Below are 15,942 nucleotides of genomic sequence, written 5' to 3'. Positions count from 1 at the left end.
TCAGCACCCCTCCTACACCAGCAGGGGGTCAGATTTCGCAGCCCCCTGGGGGGTCAGTTTTCAGGAGGCGGCGACAATCCCGGAGAACTGGCCATGGGCGGATGCGTTGCACACCGCTTTCACCCGGATCCTCGCCCTGCCCGTACCCACCTGACACCCGACCCGCCGACCCGACGAGACGAGAGAGACCCGCCCGGCCTGTGGAGCCGGCGCCCACCCGGTGCGACAGCCGGGCTATTGCCATGCACGAACCTCGAAACCAACATCAACAGGACTCGCGGGAAGATCCAAATAGTTAACGATCAAAGTGTGAATTTTCGAGGCTAGGCACCCACATGGAGGTAGGCCGCCCACGCCCCGGGCTCGCCTGGCCACAGGTCCCGCATGCGGCAGCTCGCGCGATGGACCGCCGCCGCGATGTCCGTGCCGTCGGCAACCGCGGCGTAGATCAGGCTCGCGACATCCACCGCGTGCAGGTCGCCGACCGGCCAGAGGGTGCCGATCACATGGCGATAGCCGGCGAGTTGGAACGCCGAGGCGAGATGGATCACCTCGTCGGCCAGCCGGTCACCGGGGCGTGCGGTCGAGCAGGCGGACAGGAACGCGAGTTCAACGTCATCCATCCGGAGCCTGGCTACGTCCACCACGGTGAGCGGAGATTTGTGGTGGTCGGCGAGCAGCAGCCGGCTGGCCGACGGTTCGGCGACGTCGCTGTGCCCGTGACAGGCGAAATGGGCCCAGCGGGCCCCAGGTAGCGCCGTGAGTACAGCTTCGTGTGTGGCGGCCGTGGTCGTCAGTATGTCGACCTCGCCCCCGAAGTACCGGCTGATCAGGGTCGCTTCCTCGGCCGCACCCGGCAGGTCGGCGTTGGTGCCCGGCGTTGTGGGCATCGCTACGACGACTGCCCGGTCGACGCCAGACCGCGGCGCGTCCGCGGCCCGCCGCGAGTACGCGATCGCCCGCAGCGTCGGAGCGATGGAGCTCACCGCGCGGTCGATCACTGTCAGCGGTGTCGGATCGGACGCCGGGCCGTGGTGGCCCGCGGCGGGCAGCGGCAGGAACGACAACAGGCCCGACGTGCACCACCACAGCCGGGGCCAGGGCTCGCCAGCAGGCGGTCGCCCGGTGAGGCCGATGCGGCCGAGCACCGGACCGGCTATTGCGTCCCACATCCAGCTGAGGGTGCGCGTCATCCGGTCCTTGCCGAGCTCGCGGGTTCGCGCCGAGCTGCCGTTCGCCTGTTCGACAGCGTCGAGGAACTCGCCGGCCTCCGCCCACACGGCGTCGGGTGTGACGCAGGGCAACGGCACCGCCATCGGCTCGCCGTCGGCGGCGAGGACCAACGCATAGGAGCCGAACCGGGAGACCGTGACGATCACGGCGTAGCCCGTGTCCGGTGCGAGGTCGCGTGCGCTCGGGGGGCGCAGGAAGCGCTCAAACCCGGACTGCATGCGGATGTCCGCGACCAGCCGGTCGAATTCCGCGGCCATCTCGCGTCGAGCCACGATGTCGGACTCATGTCCAGGACCGGTTGCGTCAAGCGCCGTGCACAGCGCGACAAAGCGGTCCGCCAACTCCGGGCGGCGCTCGGCCAACGCGGTGACGTCGGTGCGGCTGTCCAGCGCCTGGCTCAGCAGCAGCCCGCGCCCCTGTTCGAACAGTTCCACGGCCTGGGCGACCGACCCCGCACGCACACAGCAGGCGGCGGCGTCGGAAGCTATGCCACTGAGACCGTCGAGAAGAAGCTCCTGGTCATGGCGCGCGAGGTTACGCGGAACGGTCCGGGCGACGAGGTCGACCGCCGCCGCGTACCCCGCCACCGCGTCGGCCCATCGACCGTCCGTCGCCGCCAGGCCTCCCCACAACACGGCGGCCACCGCGCGGTCTCGGGGCCGCCCGGTCTCGGCGGCCGCCGCCTCCCGGGCCGCGGCCAGCGCCCCGTCGAGGTCCGCGCCGACGCCCGTCCGCGCGTGCCGTCTCCGCAGGGTCTGGCCCAGGTTGACGAGGGCGGCGGCCCGGTCTGGATGATCGGCCGCCAGCTCGGCCGCCGAGGCGCGCCCGGAGTCCACCGCCATGTCGAGATCGGCTGCACTGTCGGTGAGATCGTGTCTCAGGAGCAGCGCCACCGCGTGGCTCGTCAGCGCCGCCGCGCGCCCCGGCTGACCGGGGGCGAGCGTCTCGAGCGCGTGCCGGCAGGACTCCACGGCCTCGTCCAGATCGGCCGGGTCTCCGCCGAGCCGAAACCGGCCTTCCAGGGCCGAGGCAAGAGCCGTCAGGCGTGCGGCCAGGCCGAACTGGCCCGGGGTGGTCGTGCGCACGGCTTCCCGGCAGGTGTCGATCGCCTCGTCCAGGTCCTCTGGCAGGCCTGTCGAGTCGAATCGGATCACCAGCGCGGCACCAAGGTTGGTCAGTGCCGTCGCGCGGTCCGGGCTCGCCGCCGGAATCGCGAGTACTGACCGCCGCAGCGCGTCGATCGCCTCATCCAGGTCGGCTTGACTGCCCGTGTGCCGGGCCCGGACTATTAGCGCCACCCCGAGATTGCCCAGGCAGGCCGGAACAGTCAGCGTGTGTTCCGCCGCAGCTTCGACCGCCGCCCGCCCGACGCCGACCGCCTCGTCCAGGTCCGCGATCCAACCGGTCCGCTCGAACAGCGTGCGCAGTGTGTAGCACAGGTTCGCCAGGTCGGAGGCGGCGGGTCGGTCGCAGCCCGTCACAGCGCTACGGCCAAGCGCCGCCGCCTCCACCAGGTCTTCCACCACGCCGGCGGTCTGGTAACGCCGGGTCAGTGTGACGGCGAGGTCGGCCTGCCGTCCGCCGATACCCGGATCACCCGCGGGGCTTGCGGTCACCGCCTCACGGCCGTATGCGACCGCGTCGGACAGATCCTGACTATCACCGAAATAGATGAACCTGGTGCGCAGGAGTTCGCCGAGTCCGGACAGATACTCGGCCCGTAGAGAAGCGTCGCCTGTCGCGACCGCCGCGGCCCGGCACACCAGGATCGCGTCCTCCAAATCCGTGGGGTCGCCGCCCTGCTGAAACCGGATGAACAGCAGACCTGTCAGCTCGGCCGGGCTTGGCCCGTCGGCGGCACCCGCGGCACCTCGTACCTCGTCGATCTTCTGGTCGAGCCTGTCGGTCTGGGCGCGGAACGCAGCCTGGGTCCGCAACGCGAGGTCGAGGTTGTGTGCCATCGAGGCATGGTCGGGGTGGTCGGGCCAGGTGGTCACCGCAAGGCGATGGCCCTCGATCGCGTGAGCGAGGTCGGCCTCGCTCACCAGGGCCTTGAACCTGGCCAGAAAAGCATTGCCCAGATTGGAAAGGTAGGCGGGGTAGGCGGGATCGTCCGGGCTGCTGGCGGTGACGGCCGCCAGGGTCAGCTTGACGGCCTCCTCCAGGTCGGCGGGCCGCCTGCTCTGCTCGAACCGGGTCATCAGCGCGCTGCCCAGGTTGGTCAGCAGAACGGCGTAGTCGGCGTGCTCGGGCCCGGCGACGGCGACCGACCGCCGGAACAGTTCGATGCCCCTGCTCAGGAAGCCCCCGTCGGCGCCCTTCAGCGCCTCCCGGAACTGCGCCCGGCCGAGCCTCGCCAGTAGCGCTGACCCGTCCGGCAGGGCGGGGGGATCGTCGTCGAACAGTTTGCAGATCAGCTCAGGGATCCCGACGCCGCTCAGGTACGAGGGGGCAAACAGGTCCAGCGCGACCATCAGCTCCGTGTCATCGGTCGCGCCACCGGCGGCGAAACGTAGCCAGAACAGCCACGCGGCCTCATGTGCGACCTCGGCGTCCTCAGCCGGGTCGGGTATTGAGCAAAGTAGGTCCACCACCTCGTCGAGCGCCTCCGGAACGAGCACCGCCGCCGGCTCCCCGGCGGCGTTGAACCGCCTGACCCGATCCCGGATCTCCGAAAGGCGAGCAGCCCGCACCGTGGAATCCCGTTCGTCGCTGGTGGACCACATTGTCCGTGGCCTGCTCTGCGAACCCTATCTATCCCCTCGCCAGGGGCATCCGGGACCATGGAAGTCGACCTTCTGGTCCGAAGGGGACATGTCCCGCACACCACCGCCCGGCGTCGAGCGCAGCCTGCAGCGCGCCGGGCCGGCGCGGGAGTGCCCTGGTACCTGTCGCGGTGACGAGCCAGCCAGCCGACATCGTCGCCGAGCAGGTGGCGACACAGATCGAGAACGCTCCAGCCAGGGCACGGTGTCGAGCGCTCCCGGCCTCCGCTTCCAAGGCAGCGAGCAGCTCCACCAGCCGGTGGCGGCGCACAGGCAAACAGCTCCGCTGCGTCCTCCACGGGGCTGCTGGCCGTTATCACCAGCCAATTGTCATCCTCCCGCCGTCCCCCGGCGACCATCTTTCCGCGAAGATCCACAAATGCACCACGCCGGCCAAGCACGCACCGCACCTACACCAACGCCAACCCGACCTGCGCCGGGCCCGACCGCGACCTGACCGGCTGGCCGAGCAGGTCGCCGGGGCATGCTGGACCCGTAGATCACCTGGCGCGGTAGCTGGGACATGGCCGCCACCATGGCCGACGCCCATCACGGGTGGCCCGGATGCCCCGGACAAGGGAAATGACAGATCGGTGAGAAACGGTACTGGGACGGTTCGATGAGAAAGATGTAGAAGGCCTGGTCACAGTATCGCCGATGGACAACCAAGATGAGAACCTACACGCGAGCGGACAAGACCATACCTGTCTCGTTTCCCCCCAGACCCTTCGTGGTTAGATCGGAAGGCTGTACGGAGAAGTACCCAGGATGCACAAAGTCGATCTTCATGGGGCTCCTGACTGGAACATCGGAAGCGGTCTTAGGAAGCTGCTTTTGCCACCGATAGCAATGTGATGGAGGTGGCAATATCTCGCCGACCGTCGTTTCCGGGGTCTTCACGAGCCAGCGCTTCCGGTTGCTACCCGAGAATCGCGGTCTCCTGTCCTTCCGATCTGGGCGCTGGAGGCAGGTTGCGGCGTCGATGGTGGTCGCGGCCCCGGATCAGCATCATCCAGGCGAGGGCCTGCGCTTCCTGTGGGGTGAGGTACTCGAAGCCGCCGCGGGTAGGGGGTGCGATCGCCGGAGTCGACGCTGATGACCGCTCGGGTGGACGGTGGACGCTGTCACGTACCGGTCGACCCGCGCCCGTTGCAGGCCGCTCACCATGGAGCGCAGCCCAGGTATCTCCGGGATGTCGATCTCCGCGATCTCCCCGGTGTGGTGGTCGCCGCGGCTGGCGTGGCTGGGACCGAGGTGACCGGCGGGCAGGAGTTGCTGGCGGTCATCCGGATGACCCTCCGACGGTTCAGAAGGTCGCGACCACGGGCGGAGGACGTGGTCGCTGAACTGAGGTCCCAGCCGAACACGGTGTCTTCCCTCATGCCGACGTCCTGTTCGAGGAGCGCGAACAGGCGAGGTGCTGATCGTGTACCGTGCCGACCGGCGATCACCGCGATCAAACCGGGACGTCTCCAGCTGAATCCTCCGGCAGCGCGGTCGCCGCTACCGCTTTCCGGGATCTCACTCATTCTCGCGCCACCGGAGCCTCCCCAGTAGTGGAGCGATCACTTCCCGGGGGGGTAAGGGCCCGGAAACGCGCGAAAAGGTAGCTGGTCCCGTCGGTATTTTCCCAGCTCAGGTGCGGTTGGGACGGGTGAAAGGTTTCTTCGTGGCGAGGGGGATGTCCAGCCGACGCCGGCTGGACGATGGTGTAACGGTTCCGTCTTGCCTACCTTCAGTGAGGACCGTTCCCATGACGAGGATCGTCTGGTCGACGCATCGTGACTACCCCGCAGGTACGAGCCTCAGCTCGGTCGACCGGTCGAGCCGGTCGCGTCAGCCCAGAAGTGGTGCCGTCACCACGGCGCGCTGGTCACGGGGGCGGTCGTGAGGGGCGCGGACGGCGTCACCGCGGCGGGGCCCGAGCGCACAGTGATCGAAAGTGGGATATCCGGTACGGCGATCTTTCGGATCGGGAAGCGGTTCACCTTCGATGCCGCGCACCACCTACCGAGCCTGCCCGCCGACCACCAGTGCTCCCGCGTTCATGGCCACACGTACACGGTCGAGTTCGTGCTGGCTGCCTCGGAGCTGGCCGGTCCGGGATTCGTCACCGATTTCGGTGATCTCGCCGTCGCCGGTCGTTATCTCGCCGAGTCGTTCGACCATCGTGACCTGAACGAGGTGCTGGACGTCGAGCCGACCAGCGAGGCGCTCGCGCAGCATCTGGCCGGATGGTTCCTGGCCGAGGTGGAGCCCGGGGTGCATGGCCGGCTCGTGGCGGTGCGAGTGTCGGAGACCCCGAGCAGCTGGGCCGAGTACCTGCTCGGGGAGGCGCGGTGATGCCGGCTTCCCTGGTCGCGCCGCCGCGTGCCGCGACGTCGCGTGGGCTTGTGGTCGTGGAACGGTTCGGTCCGACGTTTCAGGGTGAGGGGTCGACGGCCGGCCAGCGGGCGCTGTTCCTACGGCTGTCGGCCTGCAACCTGTCGTGCGCGTGGTGCGACGAGCCGCATACGTGGGACCGGAGCCGGTTCGACGTGGACGCGCGCAGCGAGCGGCTGAGTCAGCGCACGTTGCTCGGTTGGGCGCTGGACTCGCCGGTGACCCGTGTGGTCGTGACCGGCGGGGAGCCGCTGCTGCAACAGGCCGCCCTGTTTCCGCTGGTCGCCGCGCTCGCGCGGGCGGGACGGCAGGTGGAGATCGAGACCAACGGCACCGTCGCGCCCATCACGGAGCTGGTCGAGGTCGTCGAGCGGTTCACTGTCTCGCCGAAGCTGTCGGGCTCGCGGGTGGCCGTGGGCCGGCGGATTGTCCCGGCGGCGTTGACGGCGTTCGCTGGCTGCGGCAAGGCCGTGTTCAAGTTCGTGGTCTCGACCGACGGGGAGATCGACGAGATCGCGGAGCTGGAGGGTCGTTTCGGCCTGTCCCCGGTGTGGGTGATGCCGGAAGGCACCGACGAGCCGAGCGTGCTGGCCGGTATGCGGCACCTTGTCGAGATCGCCCTGGAACGGGGCTGGAACCTCTCGCCGCGTCTACATGTGCTGCTGTGGGGGAACGCCCGTGGCCGCTGACCAGCCCAGCTCCATCGTCACAGCCGGTCCCGCAGCTGGTCGCCTGCGCCCGCGCAGCGGTGTGCTCGTCACGGTCGAAGGACTGTGGGGCGCGGGAAAGACGACCATGGCCGGGCAGCTCGGCCGCCGCCTGGCAGGGCAGGGCTTCGACGTCGAGGTGGTGCACTACGGGCCGCTGCCGGGCGTGGTGGGCCGGCTGTCGCGCTGGCTGGAACGTGAGCCGCTGCGGGCCAGGACGGGCACCGGCGGGTTCCGTCACCCCCATCACGCCACGGTCGACGTGTTCGCGCGACTGTGCCGAGAGGCGTGGCACCACAACCACTTCTACCGGCCGGCGCTGGAAGTACACGACATCGTCGTGGTGGACCACGGCGTCTACTCCAAGATCGCCTACTGCCTGGCGATCCTCAGCGAAACGCGCCCTGAGGTCGCCGACAGCGCGTTACTCGACCAGCTCCGGGGGTGTGTCGCCCCGTGGTTCTGTGTCCCGGACCGGGCGTACTTCCTGGACATGCCGTGGCCACTGGCGCGGGAACGGGCGATCCTGCGCGGACGCGGCGGCGGTGTGCCGGGCTCGGTGGAGCGTCTGCTGTTCCTGCCGCAGTTCGACGCCGCCTACCGGCACGTGGTCGCCGCCGTCCCCGACGTGGTCGTCCCCGTCGTCGTCGACCTGCGCGAGGCCGATGACGTCGCCGACGAGATCGAACACGACCTGCTGGCCCTGCTCGGCGTTCCCACCGTGGAAGGGGATCCCGGTGTCTGACGTGCTGCTGTTCTCCGCTGGGCTGGACTCGTTTCCGGCCTGGCACTATCTCGACAAACCTCCGGCGCTCTACTTCGACCTCGGCCACCGCTACCGCGACCAGGAACGGGCCGCGATCACGGCGCTGGTCGACCGGTGCGGCATTGAGGTGAGCGTCAGCCGGGAACTCGACCTGTCGCGGTGGGAAGCCTGCGACGCGATCATCCCGCTGCGCAACGTCTACCTCGCGATGCTGGCCGCGAACCGGGCCGAGCGGATCTGGTGCGTCGGGGTCAAGGGCGACGCGACCGCGGACAAGAGCCCCCAGGCGTTCCGCCAGATCAGCCAGATGATCACAGATCTGTCGGGACAGCCGGTCTGGCTGGACAGCCCGTTCTGGCAGATGACCAAGACGGAGATCGTCGCCTGGTACCTCGGCCGGGGCCTGCCGGCCGGGGACCTTCTGCTGACGTTCTCCTGCTCGCGCACCGACAGCGCGGCGGTGCACTGCGGGCGGTGCCCCAGCTGCTTGCGCCGCTGGATCTCTCTGGTCAACAACGGCGTCGACGCGCCGTTCGAGGCCGACCCGTGGACCTGGGCGCGGGTCGGCGACTACTACGTCCCCGCGATGCGGGACGGCACCTACCCGGATCACCGGGCCGAGGAGTTCTTCGCCGCCCTCGACGCCGTCGGCTTCGTCCCCCCGCCGCCCGCCGGTGAGGCCGCGTCGCAGGACGGCCGGCGGTGAGGGTCTACATCGCCGCGCCGCTGTTCAGCCAGGCGGAGAAGGAGTTCAACCTGACCGTCGACCGCGTGCTGCGGAATTTGGGACTCGACACCTACCTGCCGCAGCGGGACGCCGGCGAAGCCGCGCCGCTGATCCGCGCCGGCGCCGACGAGCACACCGTCCGGGCCCGGCTGTTCACCGCCGACTGTACGGCCGTCGGCGACTGCGAGCTGTTCCTGCTCGTCCTGGACGGCCGGGTGCCCGACGAGGGGGCCTGTTTCGAGCTCGGCCTCGCGTATGCGGCCGGCAAGACCTGCTTCGGTTTGCAGACCGACTGCCGCCGCTTCGGCGGCACCGACTCGAACAACCTGATGATCGACTACGCGTTGGGTGGTGGCATCAGCCGCTCCCTCGACGAGCTCACCGCCACGCTGGCCGCCTACCTGCATGGCCGGCGGCCGAACACCACCGCGGACGGCTCGGGTGCCGAGGACTCCCAGCCCCGCACACCGACCGCAGGAGGACAGCCCGCATGAACCTCGGTATCAACCTGTGCTTCGCCGTCAAACGCGACCTGGAACCGCAGCGGTGGGCCGAGTTCGTCCGCGCCGACCTGGGCTTGGACACCGTGCAGGTCACCTTCGACCTGCTCGACCCGTGGTGGCCGGAGCGGGAACGCGACCAGGTCGCCCGCCGCATCGCCGACGCCGCCGCCGCGTGGGACCTCACCATCCACAGCGCCTACGTCGGCCTGGCGCACTACGTGCCCGCCGGACTGCTCGATCCCGACCCGGAGGCGCGGGCGGTCGCGCTGACCTGGTGGCGTCGGGCCTGCGACGTGACCGCGCTGCTCGGCGCCCGTGCTGTCGGCGGCCCGCTGGGCACCCTCAGCGTGCACGACGCCGCCCACCCCGACCGGCGGGCAGGGCGCTATGCCGACCTGCTCGACTCCCTGGTGTTCGTCGCCGACCACGCCGCGGCTGCTGGTCTCGCCGAGTTCCTCGTCGAACCCACCCCCATCGCCCGGGAGATCCCCTCCACCGTCGAGCAAGCCGAGCAGCTCATGCACGATCTGGCCGGGCGCACCGCGGTACCGGTCGGCCTGACTCTCGACATCGGCCACACCTACTACCAGCCGCTGTACGGCCCGGACTGCACGCCGGAAGACTGGATCAGACCACTGAGCTCGGCGATCCGCCTCGTGCATCTCGACAACACCGACGGCCTGGGAGACCCCCACTGGGGCTGGCCGCATCCCCTCGGCGGCGTGAACGTCGCCGACATCGGCGCGGACCTGCGCGACTTCGGTCTGGGCGATGTGCCGGTGGTGCTGGAGGTCTACCCGCGGTTCGAGGACGACGACGACCAGGTTCGCCGGACGATCGCCAGCTCGGTCGCCCACTGCAAAGACCAGTTCGCCCGATGAGCAGCGCCGACGCGGCGTCGTCCACTCGGCCGGTCGCAAGGCTGCCTGACGGGCGGTTACTGGTCGATGTCTCGCTCTGGTCGGCGGACCTGGCGTGCCTGGGCGCCGAGATCGAGCGGACCGCACCCGTCGCCGACCTGTTCCACTTCGACGTCGGCGACAGCCATTTCGTGCCCGACCTGCTGTTCTTCCCGGACCTGCTCGCCGCGCTGCGCCCGCTGACGACCGTCCCCTTCCACGCCCACCTCATGGTCCACCGGCCCGCCCTGCTCGCCGCCCTGTTCGCGCAGGCCGGCGCCGACCTCATCACCGTCCACGTGGAAACCGGCGACGACGTCGTCCCGGCGTTCGACACGATTCGCCAGCACGGGAAAGCCGCCGGCCTGGCCCTCACCCTCGACACCCCGATCTCGGCCGCCCGCCCCTTCCTCGACGCGGTTGATGTCGTGGTCCTCGTCGGCACTCCGATCGGCACCCGAGGCACCGGACTCGCCCCGGCCGCGCTCGACCGCCTGCGAACCCTGCGCGGTCTGCTGCGCGAGACCGGCCGCGACCGTGCCGTGAAGATCCTCGCTGACGGCGGCATCCGCCAGCCGACCGTCGGCCCTCTCGCTGACGCCGGTGCCGACGGCGTGGTCGCCGGCTCGCTGCTGTTCGGCAGCGCCGACCTGCCCGCCACGATCCGGTGGCTGCACCAGCACGTCCCGCCGCGGGCCATGACCAAGCGCCCGCGGTGAGCGTCACGGTCGTCAGCGTGGACCTGTGGGGAACGCTGATCAGCTACGGCGACCGGGACGCCGAAGCCGCCTGGCGGGTCCGCGAGTTCCACCTCGCTCTGACCGCGTTCGGCCACACCCTCCCCGCCGAGCATCTGGACACCACGGTCCGAGCGGTCCGCGCCGAACTCCTCGACGAGCAGCGCCAGCACGGGCGGCAGATCCCGGTCGAAGAGCAGGTCCGCACGATCGTCGACCGGCTCGGCATCGACGCCGACGACGACCTCGCCCGGGTGCTCACGGTCGCGCACACCCACGCCGTGCTGCGTGCCTGCCCCCAGCTGATCCCCGGCGCGCACGCCTGCCTCGCCGCGCTGTCCGCCGCCGGCTACCGCCTTGTCCTCGCCTCCAACACCCTGGCGACCCCAGGTGCCGTCACCCGGCAGATCCTCGACCGCCACCGGCTCACCGACCGCTTCGACCGGCTGTTCTTCTCCAGCGAGCTCGGTGTGGCCAAACCCCAGCCCGCGATGTTCCACGCCATCGCCGAACAGACCGGCACCACCGTCGACCAGGTCGTGCACATCGGCGACGACTGGCGCACCGATGTGCGCGGCGCCCTTGCCGCGGGCTGCCGCGCGGTCTGGTTCAACCCCGGGCGCACGCCGTCGCGCCCCGAGGTGCCTGACGCCGCACAGCTCGTCGACGTCCCCGCACTGGTCCAACGGCTCGCCCACCAGACCACGCCCACCGCGGCACCCGAGGCGTCGACCGCCGATGCCGGCCGGTGAGCCCACCGGCTCTGACTGACGTTCGGACAGGAGACAACGCATGGACTTGCCTGCCGCCCCGCGCCCCGCAACCACCACCGCCACGACCGAGAACGATCTCTCCGCCACTCTCGCGTCTCTCCTCGGTGCCGCCCCCGATCCGCCCAGCCGCCGATTCCTGTCTCACCTCTTGCACGGCGACGCGGGCGCCAGCCGCCCCCACACCGTGTTCGCCGACCGCCGTCAGGTCGAGACGGCGCTGGAGGCCGGCGAGGACCCGCTGCTGTACGAGGCGTACCGGGACGTCGCACCCGCCAGGCACGGTTGGCGGGCCGACCTCGTCGTCTACCAACCCGGCACGCTGCCCGACGGGCAACCCCATCGGTCCATCGGACACTGGAACCCGCCCACCCAGCTGGAGATCTTCCAAATCCTGAGCGGCACCACCCTGATGCTGGTGGCCGGGCACCGGCCTGACGGCTCCCGCTACGTCCACCAGGTGACCACCCGAGCCGGGGACGTCACGGTCGTGCCGTTCGGGGCCTGGCACCTGACCTACGTCCTTGACGGCCCGGCCGCCGTGTTCAACATCTACACCGACATCCACCTGGACCCCGACGACGCGCACTCCCGCCAGGACGACGCGAAATACCGGCGGGCCGCCGCGCCCGGTCTCGTCATCGTGCGCGACGGCGAAACGGTCCTGCCTGTCACCGCCATGGACTCGCAGCGCGACGACGATCTGCCGCCCCTGCCGGAACTTCCACCCTGGCCGGGGTCCTGGCCGCGGCGCATCGGCCTTGCCGACCTGCATCGGCACGCCTCCCAGGACGACTGGGCCGCGCTGATACGCACCGCCCGCACCACGAAGATCCTCAAGGGCCCGCTGTGACCTTCGCACCCGGCCCCGCAGCACAGACCCGCCATGTCGTCTGCTTCCGCCTCGCGGACGCTTCAGTGGTCCTGGCCACTACCGCGACCGCCGCGCTTCGCGCCGCCCAGGACACCCTCTACGCCTACCGGACCACCACCGCCGACCCGCACGCCGCGTGGCACGTCGACATTACCGTCACCGAGCCCCGCCACAGTCTCCTCGACGCCCTACCCGACGTCGGCGACCTTCGCGAGATCGGCCCGAGCGGGCTCACCGCCCGCCACATCACCGAGGGCGGACGCGAGGTGTTCTGGATCGACTGGCACCGCACCCTCGTCGTCCACGACCCCACCCGACGCGCGACCACCGTCCACTGCGCCTCCGACGACGCGGCGACCTACTACGCCGCCCGTCTCGTCCGCCAACTCATGACCGCCCAGCTCCTCGCCGCCGGCGCCGTCTACACCCACACCGCCGCACTCGTCCACCGGGGCCGCGGCATCCTGATCGCCGGCCATCCCGGCGCCGGCAAGACCACCACCCTCGTCGCCTTCTTGCGCCGGCTCGGCGGAGAGTTCGTCACCAGCGACCGGCTCCTGCTCACCCACGACAGAGACGACGGACTGCTCGGCTACGCCTGGCCCGCCCACATCCGCGTCGGCGTCGGCACCTTACTCGCCTACCCCGACCTCACCAACCTCGTCCCTACCAGCCGGCCTATGGACCCGGTTGGCCTGCACGCGAAACTCAGTATCGAGCCGCCCGACATCCCACGCCTGTTGCACGCGGCCACGCTCACCGCCTGCTGCCGCCCCCACGTGATGATCTGGCCGCAGCTGTCCCCGACCGCGGGAACCGCCTGTCACGAGCGCATCCCTGCGAGGACCGTCCACGCCACGCTGACCAGCAACCAGCTGTTCATGCACCGCCCCACCGCAGGCGCCAGCTCCCACGTCAACCACTGGCTCGCCCCGACGCCTCCAGCCCACACGACGGAGAGCAACCGGCGCACAATCGTCACCGCCCTCGCCCGGACCGTGCCCTGCTACGCACTGGTGGCCCGCCCGGACCCCGTCACGGTCGCCGACGCCGTCACCGCCATCCTCCACGACGCCAAAGCAGCCACCCGATGAGACCAGCGACCCCGCACCTCCCCGCACGTCCACCGGAAACGTCGCAGGTGGAACGCCTCCTCCTGGAGGCGGCCTGCCTGCCCGCACCCGTCGAGCAGCACCACGCCACGATCCGACCGCTGCTCACCGAGCCGACACTGCACTGGGGCACGCTGCTCGCCACCGCCATCGAGCACAAGGTGCTGTGCCTGCTCGCCGACACCCTCACCACCACCGGCCTGGCCGACGACATCCCACGGGCGTTCCGCCGCTTCCTGGCCTCCGTCCTGCGCACCAGCCGGCACAAGACCACCATCCACCGCGCGCAGGCCGCCGCCCTCACCGACGCGGCGACCCGCCAGCAGCTCGCCTTCGCGGCCGTCAAAGGCATAGCCCTCGAGTTCCAGCTGTACGGAGGCCGCGGCGCCCGCGAGTTCAGCGACCTCGACGTCCTCGTCGCCCCGGACCACGCCGACGCCTTCCGTCGCGCCCTGCGCCTGCTCGGCTACCAACCCGGACACTACGACCCGACCACCCACCGCGTCGCCCTCGACGAGCCGACCTGCGCGACCTACACCCGCCTCCACGACGACCTCGTCACCCCCTGCACGGCCGTCGACATCATCACCGACCTGCCCCAGCCCGCGGCCGTGCCCCCCGACCTGGTGGCGAGCATGCTCGACCGCCGACGGGCCCAGCCGCTGCCTGACCACCCGCAGGTAGACCTGCCCGTCCTCGACCCCCTCGATCACCTCACCGTCGTCCTGCTCACGGCGCGACGCAAGGCCCACGCGGGCAGGCCCATCTCCCTGCGCGCACGCGCCGACGCGCTGCGCCTCACCTCAGCGAACCCGCGGACCGCGCGCGCGACCCGGCTGTCTGCCGACGGAGATGTCCGCGTCCTCGACGACCTGTGGGACCTGTGCCGCGCCGCCGGCCGGTGGGCACCCATCGCGGGCGGCTGAGGTCACACCGACAGGAAGGATCGTGATGATCGTGCAGCTGGCGGGTCTCCCCGGAACCGGGAAGAGCACCCTCGCCGCCGAACTCGGCCGGCACCTGCCCGCCGCCGTCCTCGGCAAGGACCACATCCGCCACGCCCTGTTCACCGCCCCCTATCTCACCTACAGCCCTGCCCAGGACGACCTGTGTATCGACGTCGCCCACCAAGCCGCCGCCCACCTGATCGGCGAGAGGATCGCACCCGCCGTCGTGCTCGACGGCCCCACCTGCCACCGCGCCGGCCAGATCAGCCGGGTCACCCACCTCGCCGAACGCCTCGGACGCCCCCTATACGTCATCGAGTGCGTCTGCCCTCCCGCTGTCGCGCGCGCACGTCTCACCCACGACCAGGCCGAGGGCAACCATCCCGCAGCCGATCGCACCGTCGCCCTCTACCAGCGGATTCACGCGAACGCGGTCTCCATCCCGGAACCGAAGATCGTCCTGGCCACGGACACCGACCCGGCGACCGTCGTCGCGCGCTGCCTCGACCGACTCGGCGTCACCTCCCGCGCCGCACCCCGCTGACAGCGCCTTCACCTCACCGGTCGCGCAACAGGACTCGAACACGGTCCAGCTGGGCGGAGAACTCCCCGCCCCGCCGTTCCCGCTGCTTCCACAGCACCGCCAGCCACCGCAACGCACACGTCCGCCGCGCCGCGCGGAACCTCGGCATCAGCTCGCCGTCGACCCCGAGCGCCGTGGCCACGTCCGACCACACCCGGTCGTCGTCGACCTCACGGGCGCTGATGTGCTCGACGAGATCGGCGGCGTCGAACGCCAGATCGCTCCACCCGCAGAACTCGAAGTCGACGCAGCGCGCGACCTCCCCGTCCCACAGCCAATTGACGAGGTTCCCGTCACCCCGCGAGAAGATCCGCGCCGCGGGGCGGGCGAGCGTCTCCGCGTCCCCGCTGTCTTGCCACACGCCCAGCAGCCGCCGTAGGTCCCGCGTCAGCGGGTCGTCCGGCTTCGCGTCGAGCTGGCCGGGCCACACGTCGGTCAGCCTCGCCATGTAGTGCGCCGCGGAGTCGACGCGGGGCAGCCTCGCGAAGCCGATTTCCCACGGGACGTCGTGGATCGGTCGCAGCGTCGCGGCCAGCCCTGCCAGGGCGGCCTCTCGCGCGGACGGGTCGACCAGATCAGGGATACCCGTGCCGGGAAGCATGGTCATCGCGACGACAGGTTGAGCGTCGTGCCGGTCCCGCCACAACGGCCGCGGCACGTTCGGCACAGCATGCTCATCGAGCAGTGAGAGCGCCTTCCATTCCCGCTCCGCCCGCTGCCGGTCATCGACCCGGTACGCCTTCACGCACACCTCGTCACCCTGCGGGTCCCGCCAAGCGAAGACCTGGTTGTTCCGGCCGCCCGCCAACGGACGAAGACCGAGGCGACGCAAACCCTCGACGCGTTCCGGACCGTTGACCAAGAGACACCTGCGCAGGTCGTCCGCCAGCGGCGCGGGGGGTGAGGAGGGCATCATCGCCTGCGCATCAGACAGTGA

The 15,942-nt window shown here is 70.5% G+C and carries 14 protein-coding genes and 1 pseudogene; 12 read left to right on the top strand and 3 right to left on the bottom strand.

The genetic code is table 11. The annotated features are described in order from the left end of the window. Positions 1–323: 323 nt before the first annotated feature. Complete coding sequence (locus MXD95_RS27905) at positions 324–3,959, bottom strand: CHAT domain-containing protein (protein WP_250643724.1); 3,636 nt, start codon at positions 3,957–3,959, stop codon at positions 324–326. An 86-nt stretch (positions 3,960–4,045) separates the two neighbouring features. Beyond that, positions 4,046–4,357, bottom strand: a pseudogene (locus tag MXD95_RS29475) (maleylpyruvate isomerase N-terminal domain-containing protein); the annotation flags it as partial. Between the two features lie 1,528 nt (positions 4,358–5,885). Between MXD95_RS29475 and MXD95_RS27900 the strand changes: the two are divergent. From MXD95_RS27900 to MXD95_RS27845, 12 genes are read left to right on the top strand one after another with little or no spacing between them, the layout of a single operon-like run. After that, entirely contained in the window at positions 5,886–6,341 is a 456-nt protein-coding gene (locus MXD95_RS27900) for a 6-pyruvoyl trahydropterin synthase family protein (RefSeq protein ID WP_250643723.1), read from the top strand. Beyond that, positions 6,341–7,069: a 7-carboxy-7-deazaguanine synthase QueE gene (locus MXD95_RS27895; RefSeq protein WP_250643722.1), complete on the top strand. Its 729-nt coding sequence runs from the start codon at positions 6,341–6,343 to the stop codon at positions 7,067–7,069. Before MXD95_RS27900 ends, MXD95_RS27895 begins: the two co-directional genes overlap by 1 nt. After that, positions 7,059–7,832, top strand: coding sequence for a nucleoside/nucleotide kinase family protein (locus MXD95_RS27890; protein WP_250643721.1), 774 nt, complete (start codon positions 7,059–7,061; stop codon positions 7,830–7,832). The genes MXD95_RS27895 and MXD95_RS27890 overlap by 11 nt, the downstream gene beginning before the upstream one ends. Beyond that, the gene (locus MXD95_RS27885; protein ID WP_250643720.1) at positions 7,825–8,559 is read left to right on the top strand and encodes a 7-cyano-7-deazaguanine synthase; all 735 of its coding nucleotides are present in this window, start codon (positions 7,825–7,827) and stop codon (positions 8,557–8,559) included. Before MXD95_RS27890 ends, MXD95_RS27885 begins: the two co-directional genes overlap by 8 nt. Further along, positions 8,556–9,074: a nucleoside 2-deoxyribosyltransferase gene (locus MXD95_RS27880; protein WP_250643719.1), complete on the top strand. Its 519-nt coding sequence runs from the start codon at positions 8,556–8,558 to the stop codon at positions 9,072–9,074. The genes MXD95_RS27885 and MXD95_RS27880 overlap by 4 nt, the downstream gene beginning before the upstream one ends. Then, positions 9,071–9,964 (top strand): sugar phosphate isomerase/epimerase family protein, encoded by an 894-nt coding sequence (locus MXD95_RS27875; protein WP_250643718.1) that lies wholly within the window; start codon positions 9,071–9,073, stop codon positions 9,962–9,964. Before MXD95_RS27880 ends, MXD95_RS27875 begins: the two co-directional genes overlap by 4 nt. Next, a complete protein-coding gene (locus tag MXD95_RS27870; RefSeq protein ID WP_250643717.1) occupies positions 9,961–10,701 on the top strand; it encodes a ribulose-phosphate 3-epimerase in 741 nt (246 codons plus the stop codon). The genes MXD95_RS27875 and MXD95_RS27870 overlap by 4 nt, the downstream gene beginning before the upstream one ends. Continuing rightward, positions 10,698–11,471 carry an HAD family hydrolase gene (locus MXD95_RS27865; protein WP_250643716.1) on the top strand — a complete coding sequence of 258 codons (774 nt, stop codon included), beginning with the start codon at positions 10,698–10,700 and terminating at the stop codon, positions 11,469–11,471. Before MXD95_RS27870 ends, MXD95_RS27865 begins: the two co-directional genes overlap by 4 nt. A gap of 40 nt (positions 11,472–11,511) precedes the next feature. Continuing rightward, entirely contained in the window at positions 11,512–12,342 is an 831-nt protein-coding gene (locus tag MXD95_RS27860) for a cupin domain-containing protein (RefSeq protein WP_250643715.1), read from the top strand. Next, entirely contained in the window at positions 12,339–13,457 is a 1,119-nt protein-coding gene (locus MXD95_RS27855; protein WP_250643714.1) for a hypothetical protein, read from the top strand. Before MXD95_RS27860 ends, MXD95_RS27855 begins: the two co-directional genes overlap by 4 nt. Continuing rightward, positions 13,454–14,401 (top strand): nucleotidyltransferase family protein, encoded by a 948-nt coding sequence (locus MXD95_RS27850; RefSeq protein ID WP_250643713.1) that lies wholly within the window; start codon positions 13,454–13,456, stop codon positions 14,399–14,401. Before MXD95_RS27855 ends, MXD95_RS27850 begins: the two co-directional genes overlap by 4 nt. A gap of 25 nt (positions 14,402–14,426) precedes the next feature. Further along, positions 14,427–14,966, top strand: a complete 540-nt coding sequence (locus tag MXD95_RS27845; RefSeq protein WP_250643712.1) for a P-loop nucleotide/nucleoside kinase family protein — start codon at positions 14,427–14,429, stop codon at positions 14,964–14,966. Positions 14,967–14,979: 13 nt separating this feature from the next. On the opposite strand, the gene MXD95_RS27840 is transcribed toward MXD95_RS27845, so the two are convergent. Then, positions 14,980–15,918 carry an aminoglycoside phosphotransferase family protein gene (locus MXD95_RS27840; RefSeq protein ID WP_250643711.1) on the bottom strand — a complete coding sequence of 313 codons (939 nt, stop codon included), beginning with the start codon at positions 15,916–15,918 and terminating at the stop codon, positions 14,980–14,982. Positions 15,919–15,942: the final 24 nt, after the last annotated feature.

Origin of the sequence: Frankia sp. AiPa1 (assembly GCF_023243075.1) — a bacterium.
Classification (GTDB): domain Bacteria; phylum Actinomycetota; class Actinomycetes; order Frankiales; family Frankiaceae; genus Frankia.
Note: the sequence above shows the minus strand (reverse complement) of the source record. Positions and strands in the feature narration are given on the sequence as shown.